At 75.3% G+C, this 13,775-nt stretch carries 10 protein-coding genes; 7 read left to right on the top strand and 3 right to left on the bottom strand.

Features of this window, described 5'->3' with window-relative positions:
• Positions 1-37: 37 nt before the first annotated feature.
• The 3 genes from ACI8AF_RS22155 (at position 38) to ACI8AF_RS22165 (ending at position 2,145) form a co-directional block, all read left to right on the top strand.
• On the top strand, positions 38-826 hold the full coding sequence (locus ACI8AF_RS22155) for a crotonase/enoyl-CoA hydratase family protein (RefSeq protein ID WP_456541923.1): 789 nt from the start codon (positions 38-40) through the stop codon (positions 824-826).
• On the top strand, positions 823-1,590 hold the full coding sequence (locus ACI8AF_RS22160) for an SDR family NAD(P)-dependent oxidoreductase (protein WP_456541924.1): 768 nt from the start codon (positions 823-825) through the stop codon (positions 1,588-1,590). The genes ACI8AF_RS22155 and ACI8AF_RS22160 overlap by 4 nt, the downstream gene beginning before the upstream one ends.
• A gap of 180 nt (positions 1,591-1,770) precedes the next feature.
• The gene (locus ACI8AF_RS22165) at positions 1,771-2,145 is read left to right on the top strand and encodes a VOC family protein (RefSeq protein ID WP_456541925.1); all 375 of its coding nucleotides are present in this window, start codon (positions 1,771-1,773) and stop codon (positions 2,143-2,145) included.
• Positions 2,146-2,151: 6 nt separating this feature from the next.
• Here ACI8AF_RS22165 and ACI8AF_RS22170 read toward each other — a convergent pair whose 3' ends face one another.
• Positions 2,152-2,565 carry a hypothetical protein gene (locus ACI8AF_RS22170; protein WP_456541926.1) on the bottom strand — a complete coding sequence of 138 codons (414 nt, stop codon included), beginning with the start codon at positions 2,563-2,565 and terminating at the stop codon, positions 2,152-2,154.
• Positions 2,566-2,661: 96 nt separating this feature from the next.
• The gene (locus tag ACI8AF_RS22175; RefSeq protein ID WP_456541927.1) at positions 2,662-4,197 is read right to left on the bottom strand and encodes an APC family permease; all 1,536 of its coding nucleotides are present in this window, start codon (positions 4,195-4,197) and stop codon (positions 2,662-2,664) included.
• 244 nt (positions 4,198-4,441) lie between these two features.
• Between ACI8AF_RS22175 and speB the strand changes: the two genes are divergently transcribed.
• The gene (speB, locus tag ACI8AF_RS22180; protein WP_456541928.1) at positions 4,442-5,479 is read left to right on the top strand and encodes an agmatinase; all 1,038 of its coding nucleotides are present in this window, start codon (positions 4,442-4,444) and stop codon (positions 5,477-5,479) included.
• Positions 5,476-7,359 carry a primary-amine oxidase gene (locus ACI8AF_RS22185; RefSeq protein WP_456541929.1) on the top strand — a complete coding sequence of 628 codons (1,884 nt, stop codon included), beginning with the start codon at positions 5,476-5,478 and terminating at the stop codon, positions 7,357-7,359. Before speB ends, ACI8AF_RS22185 begins: the two co-directional genes overlap by 4 nt.
• A 115-nt stretch (positions 7,360-7,474) precedes the next feature.
• Here ACI8AF_RS22185 and ACI8AF_RS22190 read toward each other — a convergent pair whose 3' ends face one another.
• Entirely contained in the window at positions 7,475-8,986 is a 1,512-nt protein-coding gene (locus tag ACI8AF_RS22190; RefSeq protein ID WP_456541930.1) for a PucR family transcriptional regulator, read from the bottom strand.
• Positions 8,987-9,125: 139 nt separating this feature from the next.
• On the opposite strand from ACI8AF_RS22190, the gene gabT reads away from it, so the two are divergent.
• Entirely contained in the window at positions 9,126-10,469 is a 1,344-nt protein-coding gene (gene gabT, locus ACI8AF_RS22195) for a 4-aminobutyrate--2-oxoglutarate transaminase (protein ID WP_456541931.1), read from the top strand.
• Positions 10,466-13,504 carry an NAD-glutamate dehydrogenase domain-containing protein gene (locus ACI8AF_RS22200; RefSeq protein ID WP_456541932.1) on the top strand — a complete coding sequence of 1,013 codons (3,039 nt, stop codon included), beginning with the start codon at positions 10,466-10,468 and terminating at the stop codon, positions 13,502-13,504. Before gabT ends, ACI8AF_RS22200 begins: the two co-directional genes overlap by 4 nt.
• Positions 13,505-13,775 lie beyond the last annotated feature (271 nt).

The following is a 13,775-nucleotide window of genomic DNA, read 5'->3' on the forward strand; positions in this document are numbered from 1 at the left end:
GTTGACACCCGCGTCAGCCGGACCGTAGACAGCGGGGGTGGACGACGACGTCTCGCGCCGGGTGGCGCTCGAGGTGGCCGACGGCGTGGCGACCGTCCGGCTGGACCGGCCGGACAAGCTGAACGCGCTGGACCCGACGATGTTCGAGGCGCTGGTCGCGGTCGGCACCTCGCTGGTCGACCGGGACGAGGTCGGCGCGGTCGTGCTCACCGGGGCGGGGCGCGCCTTCTGCGCCGGACTGGACTTCGGCTCCTTCGCCGCGATGGCCGAGGGCGGCGCCGCCCGCGTCGTCGTCGCCCGGGAACCGCTCGGGGCCGCGCGGGCGCTGGCCCAGCAGGCCGTGCACGTCTGGTCGCTGGTGCCCGCGCCGGTGATCGCCGCGGTGCACGGGTTCGCCTTCGGCGGCGGCCTGCAGATAGCGCTCGGCGCGGACATCCGGCTGGTCGCGCCCGACGCGCAGCTGTCGGTGATGGAGGTGCAGTGGGGCCTGGTGCCCGACATGTGCGGCACCCAGCTGCTGCCCGAGCTGGTCGGCCGCGACGTCGCCAAGGAGCTGGCGCTCACCGGCCGGAAGGTCACCGGGAGCGAGGCGGTGCGACTCGGGCTGGCCACCCGCGAGGCCGCCGACCCGCTGGCCGCGGCCCTCGCGCTGGCCGCGGAGATCGCCGGGCACAGCCGCAGCGCGACCCGGGCGACCAAGCGGCTGATCGACCTGGCCGGGCGGGTGCCGCTGGCCGAGGGGCTGCGGGCCGAGCAGGACGAGATCGGCGCGCTCATCGGGTCGCCGGAGCAGCTCGCCGTCGTCCGCCGTCGGTTGTCGTCGTGAGCGGGCTGTTCGACCTGACCGGCCGCCGGGCGCTGGTGACCGGCGGCGGCTCGGGCATCGGTCTGGCCATGGCCCGGGCGCTCGGCGAGCACGGGGCGTCGCTCGCGCTGTGGGGACGGCGCGCCGAGAAGGTGCGGGCGGCCGCCGAGGAGCTCACCGCCGCCGGGACCGTGGCGCACGCCCAGCAGGTGGACGTGTCCGACGAGGCGGCCGTGGTCGAGGGCGTGCGGGAGACGGTGGCGCTGCTCGGCGGCCTGGACGTGGTGGTGGTCAACGCCGGGCTCGGCGTGCCGCTCAAGCCGCTGGTCGACACCACCGCGGCCGACTACCGCACGGTCATGGACACCAACCTCGACGGCGCCTTCTGGACGCTGCGCGAGACCGCCCGGGTGCTGGTCGGGCAGGGCACCGGCGGCTCGGTCATCGCCGTCGCCAGCCTGGCCGCGATCAGCGGCACCGCCCGCAACCACGCCTACGGGGCGAGCAAGGCGGGGCTGACCGCGTTCGTGCGCTCGGCAGCGGTGGAGCTGGCGCGGCACGGGATCCGCGTCAACGGAGTCCTGCCCGGCTGGACGGCCACCGACATGACCACCACCGCCCAGGCGTCGCAGGTCTTCACCGACCGGGTGATCTCCCGCGTGCCGCTGGGCCGCTGGGGCCGGCCGGAGGAGTTCGGCGGCATCGCCGTCTACCTCGCCGCCGACGCCTCCAGCTACCAGACCGGCACCACCGTCCTGGTCGACGGCGGCTACGCGGTGTTCTGACGACGTCCCATCGAGATCCGCCCGAGAGGCGGGACCCGCGAGCGGTGGCAGCACTGAGGCGAATGCCGGCGCCGGTCAGGCGGCGGCCGGCCGCGTCGTGGGCGCTGACCGACTTCTTCGCCGGGGTGGTGGTGGCGGGGTTGGTAATCGACCCGCACCCCCGGCCCCAGGGTGCCCCCGATGGCCGTCCAGCTGTACCACACCATAGTGGCCCCGCGGGTCAAGCAGGTGGGGGCGGCCTTCCTCGCCGACGTGCTCGGCCTGGCGCCGCCCACGTCGTACGGCCCGTTCGCCGTCGTGACGCTGGACAACGACGTCTCGCTCGACTTCGCCGACGACGCCGACGTCCACCCCCGGCACTACGCCTTCCTCGTCTCCGAGCCCGAGTTCGACGAGATCTTCGGGCGGATCCGGGCCCGGGGGCTGGACTTCTGGGCCGACCCGTTCCAGCGGCAGCCCGGGCGGATCAACACCCACGACGGCGGCCGCGGCGTGTACTGGAAGGACCCGAACGGGCACGTCCTGGAGATCATCACCCGCCCGTACGGCGGCTGAGCCGGCTCAGTCCTCGTCGTGGCCCGGACCGCCGCGACCCCCGCCGGGCCCGCCCGGCCTGCCGGTCCCCGTGCCGGTCACGGTGAAGTCCTCGGCGACGAGCACCGTGAGCCGCTCGCCGTCGGCGGTGACGACGTGCGACTCGTACACGCCGTCGGAGTCGGTCTCGGTGCGCACGATCTCGGCGTCCGGGTACTCGGCCAGCACCGCCGCCTCCACCTGCTCCTTGGTGTCGCCGGTGAGCAGTTCCTCCTGGGGCCGCTGCCAGCGGTCGTCGGTCGCCGTCGTCGACGAGCCGCTGCTGCCCTCGTCAGCGGCGCTCGCGCTCGTGGTGCCCGCCAGGACACCACCGGCCACCGCGCCCGCGGCGAGCAGCCCGGCCGCTCCGCCCCACCGGCGCCACTTCGTCGAGTTCCCCATCGTCGCGCTCCTCCCCCGCGCCCGACCCTCGGGCGCGGCCCGCGACGCTGCCCGGGCGACCCGTGCGGGAGCTGTGCGCCCGCTGGCGCGTCGGTGTCACTCGTCGAGCACGAGCGCCGGGGTGTCGGTCCGCAGCGTCTCCCCGCGGAAGAACTCCGGGTGCCGCGCCCGCCAGACCAGCATGAGGACGGCGCCGGCGAGCAGCAGGCCGATCCCGATGACGAAGACGCTGCCGATGCCGAACACCGACGAGCCGCTGCCGTACGCCGGGTCGAGCGTGTCGACGGCGGTCTGCACGAACACCGCGGTCAGCATCAGCGCGCCCAGCAGCGGCAGCACGCCCTTGAACACCAGGCCGCGGGCGCTGCGGCGCAGCTCGCGGCGGAAGTACCAGACGCAGGCGTAGGCGGTGAGCCCGTAGTAGAAGCAGATCATCAGGCCCAGCGCGTAGATCGTGTCGATGAGGACGTTCTCGCTGATCAGCGTCATCCCGACGTAGAAGACCGCGGTGCCCGCCCCGGCGACCAGGGTCGCGGTGGACGGCACCTGGTGCCGCGGGTGCACCTCGGCCAGGCGCTTCGGCAGCGCCCCGTAGGTGGCCATCGCCAGCAGCGTGCGGGTCGGCGGCAGGAACGTCGTCTGCAGGGACGACGCCGAGCTCGCGACGACGGCGAGGAAGAGCAGGAAGGCCAGCCCCGGGCCGAGCACCGGGCCGGCGAGCGCGGCGAAGACGTTGTCCCCGGTCTCGGGGTTGCCGAGCCCGGTGCCCTCGGTGCCGACGCCCGCGTACATCTGCACGGCGATCGCGACCCCGACGTAGGTCACGATGATCACCAGCATCGTCAGCAGGGCCGCGCGGCCCGGGGTGCGGGCGCTGCCCTCGGTCTCCTCGTTGACCGTCAGGCAGGTGTCCCAGCCCCAGTAGATGAAGATCGACAGCGACAGGCCCGCCGTGAACGCGCTGAACGAGGAGATCGCCGTGGGGTCCAGCCAGGATGCATCGAAGGAGATGCCGCCCGGCGCGGACCCGGCCTTGGCGAACGCCAGGACGGCGAACACGGCGAGCACGGCCATCTGGAACCCGACCAGCACGTACTGCACGCGCTTGGTGGTCTCCACCCCGCGGTAGGTGACCCAGGTGGCGATCGCCACGAACGCCACGCAGGTGACGACGTTCACCAGCTTGTCGCCGCCCAGGTCGGCCACCGCCGCCGAGCCGGTGATCTCGCCGAGCAGCAGGTAGAAGAAGGAGACGGCGACCCCGGCCAGGTTGGAGAGCACGATGATCGTCGCGAGCAGGGCGCCCCAGCCGCAGAGCCAGCCGACGTAGGGGTGGAACGCCTTCGTCGTCCAGGTGAAGGAGGTGCCGCAGTCGGGCGCGACCCGGTTGAGCTCCCGGTAGGCGTAGGCCACGAGCAGCATCGGCACGAAGCCGGCGAGGAACACCGCCGGCATCTGCAGCCCCACCTCGGTCACCGTCGGGCCGAGCGTGGCGGTCAGCGCGTAGACGGGGGCGATGCTGGAGATGCCGAGGACGACGCTGGCCAGCAGGCCGACGGAGTTCCTCGACAGGCCCTTGGTGCGAAGGTCGGCCGACGTCTTCGTCGTCGTCGGTGGCGCGTCCAGGGACATGCGGTGTCCTTCCCGGGGAGGTCTCGCGGGCGGTGTGCCGCGGATCACGTCCAGGGAGCCATCCCGCGCCGCGGATCCCAAGTGCCGCTCCGTCCACCGGCCGGCGGGGAGCGCACCGGTCCGGCACTTGTGCGTGCGGCGCGGGCGGCCAGCATCGATCCGACGAGCTGACGACGGAATCGGTTGCACAGACCAGGATCCGCTACGGTTTCCGGCAGCAGGACACGAGAACAGGACCCGCCGCATGACCCGCTACGGCGCCCAGTACGGGCCCGACATCACCTACCTCGGCGTCGACCGGTGCGACCTCGGGGACCCGGCCTCGTTCGCGGGCGCCGACGTCGTCGTCGTCGGCGCCCCGTTCGACGGCGGCACCTCGCACCGCCCCGGCACCCGGTTCGGCCCGCAGGCCATCCGGATGACCGACTACCTCGCCCACGACGGCTCCCGGCCCAGCCTGGCACTGCGCACCGACGGCCTGCGCGACCTGCGCGTCCTCGACGCCGGCGACGTCGAGATGTACTCCGGCGACATCGAGACCGCGCTGCCCGCGCTGCGGGAGGCGGTGGCCACCGTGGCCCGGTCCGGGGCGATCCCGGTGGTGCTCGGCGGGGACCACTCGATCGCCTTCCCCGACGCCGCCGGGGTGGCCGACGTCGTCGGGCACGGGCGGGTGTCGATGATCCACTTCGACGCGCACGCCGACACCGGCGACATCGAGTTCGGCTCGCTGTGGGGCCACGGGCAGCCGATGCGCCGGCTGATCGAGTCCGGCGCCCTGCGCGGCGACCGCTTCCTGCAGATCGGGCTGCGCGGCTACTGGCCGCCGCCGGAGACGCTGGACTGGATGGCGGCGCACCGCATGCGCTCCTACGAGATGACCGAGATCGGCCACCGCGGCCTCGAGGAGTGCCTCACCGAGGCCTTCGGCATCGCCACCGACGAGTGCGAGGGCGTCTTCCTCTCCGTCGACATCGACGTCTGCGACCCCGGCCACGCGCCCGGCACCGGCACCCCGGAGCCCGGCGGCCTCACCGCCCGGCAGCTGCTGGACTCGGTGCGCCGCATCTGCCTCGAGCTGCCCGTCGTCGGCGTGGACGTCGTCGAGGTCAGCCCCCCGTACGACCACGCCGACATCACCGCCGCGCTCGCCAACCGGGTCGTGCTGGAGGCCCTGTCGGCGATCGCCCGCCGCCGCCGCGACGCCCGCGACGGCACCCGCTGGGACCCCTCGCTCCCCCTGCTCGCCGACCGCCCCGACCGCCCGGAGGAGACCCGATGACCGCGCACCCGCTCGACCCGCTGACCGCCGACGAGTTCCGCACCGCCGCGGCGATCCTGCGGCGCGACCGCGGCGTCGACGAGCGCTGGCGGTTCGCCTCCATCGAGCTGCGCGAGCCGGCCAAGGACGTCGTCCGCTCGTTCACCGCCGGCGACCCCGTCCGCCGCGAAGCGCGGGTGACCTGCTGGAGCCGCGACGAGGGCACGCCGTACAAGGCGGTCGTCTCGCTGACCGACGACGCCGTCGTGTCGTGGGAGGCGGTGCCGGGCGAGCAGGCGAACATGACCGTCGACGAGTGGCACGAGGCGCACGAGACGCTGATCAAGCACCCCGAGGTGGTCGAGGCGCTCGCCAAGCGCGGGCTCACCGACCTCGACCTGGTGCTGATCGACACCTGGGCCTACGGCTACTCGCTCATCCCGCAGGGGTACCAGGACCGCCGCGTCGGCTGGACCGACGTCTGGTACCGCTCGACGCCCGACGGCAACCCCTACGCCAACCCGGTAATGGGCCTGCACTTCGTCGTCGACCTGAACACGATGGAGCTGCTGGCGGTCGAGGACTCCGCGCCGCCGGCGAAGGCCGACGTCATGGGCGAGTACCTGCCGGCCCTGGTGCCCGACCTGGCCCAGCGCACCGACATCAGGCCGCTGGAGATCACCCAGCCGGAGGGCGTCTCGTTCAGCCTGGACGGCAACGAGCTGCGCTGGCAGCACTGGTCGATGCGGCTGGGCTTCAACCACCGCGAGGGGCTGGTCATCCACCGGGTCGGCTTCGACGGCCGGCCGATCGCGCACCGGCTGTCGTTCGCCGAGATGGTCGTCCCCTACCGCGACCCGAGCCCCGACCACCACCGCCGCACCGCCTTCGACATCGGCGAGTGGGGCCTGGGCTTCATGACGACGTCGCTGGAGCTCGGCTGCGACTGCCTCGGCGAGATCACCTACGTCGACGCCGTCCTGCACGACAGCCGCGGCGAGCCCTACACGATCAAGAACGCCATCTGCCTGCACGAGGAGGACGACGGCGTGCTGTGGAAGCACGTCGACGAGCACGCCGGCAGCGAGGTGCGCCGGTCGCGGCGGATGGTCGTCTCGTTCCACGCCACGGTGGCCAACTACGAGTACCTGACCTACTGGCGCTTCTACCAGGACGGCACCATCGAGTGCGAGGTCCGCGCCACCGGGATCATGGTGACCAGCACCTTCGACGGCGAGGCGCCGCCGTACGGCACCGTCGTCGACGAGCGCACCTACGCGCCCTACCACCAGCACTTCATCGTCGCCCGCATGGACATGGAGGTCGACGGGCCGTCCAACACCGTCCTGGTGTCGGAGAGCGAGGCGGTGCCGGTCTCCGACGACAACCCGTACGGGCTGGCGCTGGTGCAGCGGACCCGCCCGCTGGAGACCGAGTCCGACGGCAAGCAGGACTACGACTGGGCCACCCAGCGCAGCTGGAAGGTGGTCAACCGCGGCAAGCTCAACCGGCTCGGGACGCCGGTCGGCTACAAGCTGGTGCCCTCGGCGTCGTTCCCCGCCCTGGTCGACCGCAGCTCGCCGATCATGCAGCGGGCCGAGGTCATCGACCACACGCTGTGGGTGACGCCGTTCGACGAGGAGGAGCGCTGGCCCTCCGGCGAGTTCGTCAACCAGAGCCGCCGCGACGCCGGGCTGCCCGCGTGGACGCAGGCCGACCGGTCGATCGCCGACACCGACATCGTGCTGTGGCACGTGTTCGGCATCCACCACATCCCGCGGCCGGAGGACTGGCCGGTGATGCCGGTCGACACGGTGTCGTTCTCGCTGAAGCCCGTCGGCTTCTTCGACCGCAACCCCACCCTCGACGTCCCGCCGACCGCGGCCGAGCTCTGCCACTGAGGGCGCTCGGCCGGCGCTCCCCCGGTCGGTCCGCGGCGGAGCGATGTGCGTCCATGGCGCATTCCTGGCCGGGAATGCGCCATGGACCCACATCACCGCACGGCGACGGCGGCGATCACGCCTCGCCGGGCGGGTGGAGGGCGATCCAGAGCTCGGCGCGGGCGCCGGGGTCGTCGAGGTCGCGGCCGAGCAGGTCGGCGGCGCGGTGCACGCGCTTGCGCAGCGTGTGCCGGTGCACGCCGAGCTGCGCGGCGGCCGGCTCCCACTGGCCGTGGTGCGCCAGCCACACCCGCACGGAGTGCACGAGGTCACCGGCGCCGGCGCGGTCGGCGGCCACCAGCGGCGCCAGGAGCGAGTCGGCGAAGGCCCGGGTCGCGGTCGGCTCCAGCAGCGACGCCAGCCCCGGGACGGCGAGGTCGGCGAAGGCGACGACGCCGGCGGACCGTCCCCGCCCGTGCTCGGCCGCCTGCCGCGCCTGCCGGACGCCGTCGGCCAGCGCCGACCACCCGACCGGCCGCGACGACCCCAGAGCGGCCCCCGGCACCCGCGCGGCCAGGGCGCCCAGCCGCGCGGGCAGCGGCCCGTCGGCCGAGACCAGCAGGACCAGGGCGTCGTCGAGCGCGGCGGAGAACAGCGCCGCGTGCTCGTGGGCCGCCGCGTCGGCGGCGACGTCGACCGCGGCCGAGCGCTGCTCCCCGGTGCCCAGGACGGCGAGGACGTGCAGCGGCTCGGCGGGCAGCTGCTGGCCGAGCTCGTCGACGACCGCCGACACCGTGCGCTCCTCGCCGGCGAGGAGCAGCCGCAGCAGCGCCGCGCGCAGCGCCGCCATCGCGCTGTCCAGCCCGCGGGACTGCTCCATGCGCAGCGTGAGCAGCAGCGCCGCCGCGTTGACCACGTGCCGGTCGGCCGGCGGCAGCGGGCCCGAGCGGCCCACGGCGAGGAAGCCCCGGGTGCGCGCGCCGCTGCCGAGCGACTGCACCAGCAGCGTCTCCTCCGGCCCCGACAGCGCCGCGCTCGCCGGCGCCCGCATCCCGCGCAACCGGTCCAGCTCCGCCTGCAGCCCCGGCGCCCGCCGCGCGGCCGCCGCCGGCGACGCCTCCAGCGGGGCGCCCACGGTGTCGAGCAGCAGCGCCCAGCCGCCGACCGCGCGGGCCAGCCGCTCCAGCAGCGCCGCCGGCCCGCCGGGCGCGAGCGCGGCGCGGGTGAGCTCCTGCTGCGCCGTCGCCGCCCGGGCGACGGCGGCGTACTCGTCGGCCGCCAGCGCCGCCGACACGCTGCGCGACAGCGCGATGAACGGCGTCTGCCGCGGCACCTCGACCACCGGCAGCCCGCCGTCCGCGGCCGCGTCGACCAGCGACGGGAGGACGGCGTCCTGGCCCAGGCCGGTGCCGAACCCCAGCGCCGCCACCCCGGCGTCGACGAGCCGGCGCACGTACGGGCCCGCCTCGCCGTCGCGCAACGCCAGGCCGGTGGTGAGCAGCAGCTCCCCGCCCTGGAGGAACGGCGCCGGGTCGGCCAGCTCGCTCACGTGCACCCACGACAGCGGCCGGTCCACCGGCGCGCCCTCGGTGAGCAGGCGCAGCCCCAGCGACGGCGAGCCGAGCAGATCGGCGACGGTGACCGGCACAGGACCTCCAGGGCGACGAGGCGTGCCGAAGTGGACATGGGGAGCAGGCCGACGCGCCGGTCCGGACGGTACCTGCGGGGACCCGCGCCGCCCAGACTCGACGGCGCACCCCTCCCCCGTCGAGACGAGGAGCTCCCCCGTGACCGACCTGCTCGCACCCCAGTCGACGCCGATCCAGGAGCGCCGGCTGGTCACCGAGGTGCCCGGCCCCCGCTCGCGGGAGCTCATGGCCCGGCGGGCCGCCGCGGTGTCCGGCGGCGTGGGCACCACGCTCCCGGTGTTCGTCGAGCGGGCCGGCGGGGGCGTGGTCGTCGACGTCGACGGCAACTCGCTGATCGACCTCGGGGCCGGCATCGCCGTGGTCAACGTCGGCAACGCCGCCCCGCGCGTGGTCGCCGCCGTCCAGGAGCAGGTCGCGGCCTTCACGCACACCTGCTTCATGGTCACGCCGTACGAGGGCTACGTCGCCGTCAGCGAGGAGCTCAACCGGGTCACCCCCGGCGACCACGAGAAGCGCACGGCGCTGTTCAACTCCGGGTCGGAGGCGGTCGAGAACGCGGTGAAGATCGCCCGCGTCGCCACCGGCCGGTCGGCGGTCGTCGTCTTCGACCACGCCTACCACGGGCGCACGAACCTGACGATGGCGCTGACGGCCAAGAACATGCCCTACAAGAACGGCTTCGGGCCGTTCGCGCCCGAGGTCTACCGGGTGCCGATGAGCTACCCGTTCCGGGACGGCCTGTCCGGCGCCGAGGCCGCGGCCCGCGCCGTCCGGCAGATCGAGACGCAGGTGGGCGCGTCCAACATGGCCGCGGTGCTGATCGAGCCGATCCAGGGCGAGGGCGGCTTCGTCGTCCCGGCCCCCGGATTCCTGCCCGCGCTCGCCGACTGGGCGCGGCAGGCGGGTGCGGTCTTCATCGCCGACGAGGTGCAGACCGGCTTCTGCCGCACCGGAGACTGGTTCGCCACCGAGCACGAGGGCGTCGTCCCCGACCTGGTCACCTTGGCCAAGGGCATGGCCGGCGGCCTGCCGCTGGCCGCCGTCACCGGCCGCGCCGAGCTGATGGACGCCGTCCACACCGGCGGCCTGGGCGGCACCTACGGCGGCAACCCGCTGGCCTGCGCCGCCGCGCTGGCCTCCGTCGAGACCATGCGCGAGCTCGACCTCGCCGGCGCCGCCCGCGCCATCGGCGCGACCATGCTGCCCCGGCTGCGGGCGCTGCAGGAGCGCTTCCCGGCCATCGGCGACGTCCGCGGCCGCGGCGCCATGATCGCCGTCGAGCTGGTGAAGCCGGGGACGACCGAGCCCGACCCCGCGCTCACCGCGGCCGTCGCCAAGCACTGCCACGCCGAGGGCGTCGTCGTCCTCACCGCCGGCACGTACGGCAACGTGCTGCGCTTCCTGCCGCCGCTGGTCATCGGCCAGGACCTGCTCACCGAGGCCCTGGACGTGCTCGAGGCCGCGTTCGCCGCGCAGCCGTGACCGCCGCCCCGGTGCACGACCGGGTCCGGCTCCGCCCGGTGACCGCCGGAGCCGGACCGCTGGTCGGCGCGGTCGTCGAGTGGCCCGGGGAGCGGCCGCTGCTGGCCGACGTCGTCCCGGTCTTCGAGCGGCTCGGCGTCCGCGTCGCGGACGCCCGGTCCCACGGGGGGACGGCGACCGAGCTCGACCTGCTACTGCCCGAGGGGACGCGCCCGAAGCCGGCGCTGGCCGCGCTGGACGAGGCGCTCGCCGCGGCGTGGGCCGGGGAGACCGAACTCGACGGCCTCGCGCGGCTGACCGTGACCGAGGGCCTGCCGCTCCTGCAGGTCGGCGTGCTGCGCGCCGCCTGCCGCTACCTGGCGCAGACCGGCACGGGTCTGTCCCGCGGGTACATCGAGCGGACCGTGCTCGGTGCGCCTCGTTTCGCCCGGGCGCTGGTGCGGCGGTTCACCGCGCAGCACGACCCGGACGGCGTCGACGCCGCGGTCGCCGCCGCGGCGGGCACCGAGCTCGACGCGCTGCTGGCCGCGACGACCAGCCTCGACCAGGACCGCATCCTGCGCGGGCTGCGCGACGTGCTCGACGCCGTCGTCCGCACCAACGCCTTCCAGGACCCGTCCGGCCGGCCGCCGGCGCAGCTCGCGCTCAAGATCGCCTCGCCCCGGCTGGCGTTCCTCCCGGCGCCGCGGCCGTGGGTCGAGACGTTCGTCCACTCCCCCACCGTCGAGGGGCTGCACCTGCGCGGCGGGCCGGTGGCCCGCGGCGGCATCCGCTGGTCGGACCGGCCCGAGGACTTCCGCACCGAGGTGCTCGGCCTGCTCAAGGCGCAGCTGGTGAAGAACGCGGTGATCGTCCCGGCCGGGGCCAAGGGCGCCTTCGTCGTCCGGGAGGGCTCGGTCGAGGCGGCGTACCGATCGTTCGTCTCCGGACTCCTCGACGTCACGGACAACAGGGTCGACGGCCGGGTGGTGCACCCGCCGCGCACCGTCGTCCTCGACCGCGACGACCCCTACCTCGTGGTCGCCGCCGACAAGGGCACCGCGACGTTCTCCGACCTGGCCAACGCGCTCGCCGTCGAGCGCGGGTTCTGGCTCGGGGACGCCTTCGCCTCCGGCGGCTCGGCCGGCTACGACCACAAGGCCATGGGCATCACCGCCCGGGGGGCGTGGGTGTCGGTGCGCCGGCACTTCCGCGAGCTCGGCGTGGACGTCGACACCGACGAGGTGACCGCCGTCGGGATCGGCGACATGTCCGGCGACGTCTTCGGCAACGGCATGCTGCTGTCCGACCGGCTGCGGCTGGTCGCCGCCTTCGACCACCGGCACGTCTTCCTCGACCCCGACCCCGATCCCGTCGCCTCGTTCGCCGAGCGTCGGCGGCTGGCCGCCCTGCCCCGCTCGTCGTGGGCCGACTACGACCCGGCCGTGCTCTCCCCCGGCGGCGGCGTGCACCGGCGCGACGCCAAGACGGTGCGGCTCTCCCCCGAGGTGCGCCGCCGCCTGGGCGTCGAGGCGAGCGAGCTGACGCCGGACGAGGTCGTGCGGGCGGTCCTGCGGGCGCCGGTCGACCTGCTGTGGAACGGCGGGATCGGCACCTACGTCCGGGCCGACGACGAGACCGACGCCGAGGTCGGCGACCGGGCCGGCGACCACGTGCGGGTGACGGCGGGGACGCTGCGCTGCCGCGTGGTCGGCGAGGGCGGCAACCTCGGCCTGACCCAGCGCGCCCGCGTCGCCGCGGCCCGTGCCGGGGTGCGGCTGCACACCGACTTCATCGACAACTCCGCCGGCGTGGACACCTCCGACCGCGAGGTCAACCTCAAGGTCCTGCTGGCCGGGCCGGTGCGCGACGGCGAGCTGACCGGCGCCGAGCGGGACGCGCTGCTGCGCGAGCTCACCGGCGAGGTGGCCGCGGCGGTGCTCGCCGACAACGCCCGCCAGGCCCGCGCGCTCACCGTCTGCGCCGACCAGGCGCCGTTCCTGCTCGACCGGCACGCCGCGCTGATCCGCGACCTGGAGCAGCAGGCCGGCCTCGACCGCGAGCTCGAGCACCTGCCGTCGGAGGCCGACGTCGAGCGGCTGCGCGCCGCCGGCGGCGGGCTGACCCGCCCGGAGGCGGCGGTGCTGCTCGCCTACTCCAAGAACCTGGTGCGCGAGGAGCTGCTGGGCAGCGACGTGCCCGACGACCCCGCGCTGCGCGAGGTGCTGCTGCGCTACTTCCCGCGGGCGGTGCGCGAGCGCTGGCCCGACCGGATCGCCGCGCACCCGCTGGCTCTGGAGATCACCGCCACCCGGCTGGCCAGCGACCTGCTCGACCGGGTCGGGCCCGGGTTCCTGCACCGGCTGGAGGAGCGGCACGGCGTCGGCACGCCGGTCGCCGCGCGCGCGTTCGCCGCGGCCGAGCAGGTGCTGCGGCTCGACCCGGTGTGGGCACTGCTCGACGAGGACGTGCCGCCGGCGGTCGAGCGGCTGGCGCTGCCGGAGGTGCAGCGGGCGACCGAGCGGGTGGCCGACCGGCTGCTGCGCCGGCACCGCGACCCGGCCGCGCTCGCGGCGCTCGCCGGCGAGGTGCACGGCGTCGACCGCGCGCTCGCCGAGCGGCTGCGGGCCGCCGGGGCACGGGACTCCCTGGCCGACGGCGTGGCCGCGCTCGGGCGCCGCGCCGACGCGGTCGACCTGGCCGACGTCGTCGAGCGCACCGGCCTGCCGGTCTGCGCCGTGCTCACCCGGCACCGGGCCCTCGGGCGCGCCCTGGGTCTCGACCGCGTCCCGGCCGCGGAGGTCCCCGGCGACTCGACCTGGGTGCTCGCCGCCAAGGTGGCGCTGCGGGAGCAGCTCGACGAGCACGCCCGCGCCCTCACGGCGGCGCTGCTGGCCGACGGCGGGGACGTCGACGGCTTCCTCGCCCGGCACGCGACGGCGGTCGGCCGGTTCGCCGACGGCCGGGACGCCGCCGCGACCGCCCGAGAGGACGCGGTCGCCGTGCTCGCCGTCCTCACCGGTGAGCTCTCCCGCCTCCGGCGGTCGACGGCCTGATCCCGCCGACCTCGGAACACCCCGGGGCCCCGGTCCGATGGGGACCGGGGCCTCAGCGGATGTGATCCCGGTCGAGCGATGTGCGCCGACGGCGCACTTCTCTGCGCCGGATCCGCACACCGCTCCGCGATCCGATCCGACGAAGTGGGGGGGGGGGGGGGGGGGGGGGGGGGGGGGGGGGGGGGGGGGGGGGGGGGGGGGGGGGGGGGGGGGGGGGGGGGGGGGGGGGGGGGGGGGGGGGGGGGGGGGGGGGGGGGGGGGGGGGGGGGGG

This window comes from Blastococcus sp. SYSU D00669 (assembly GCF_054050715.1).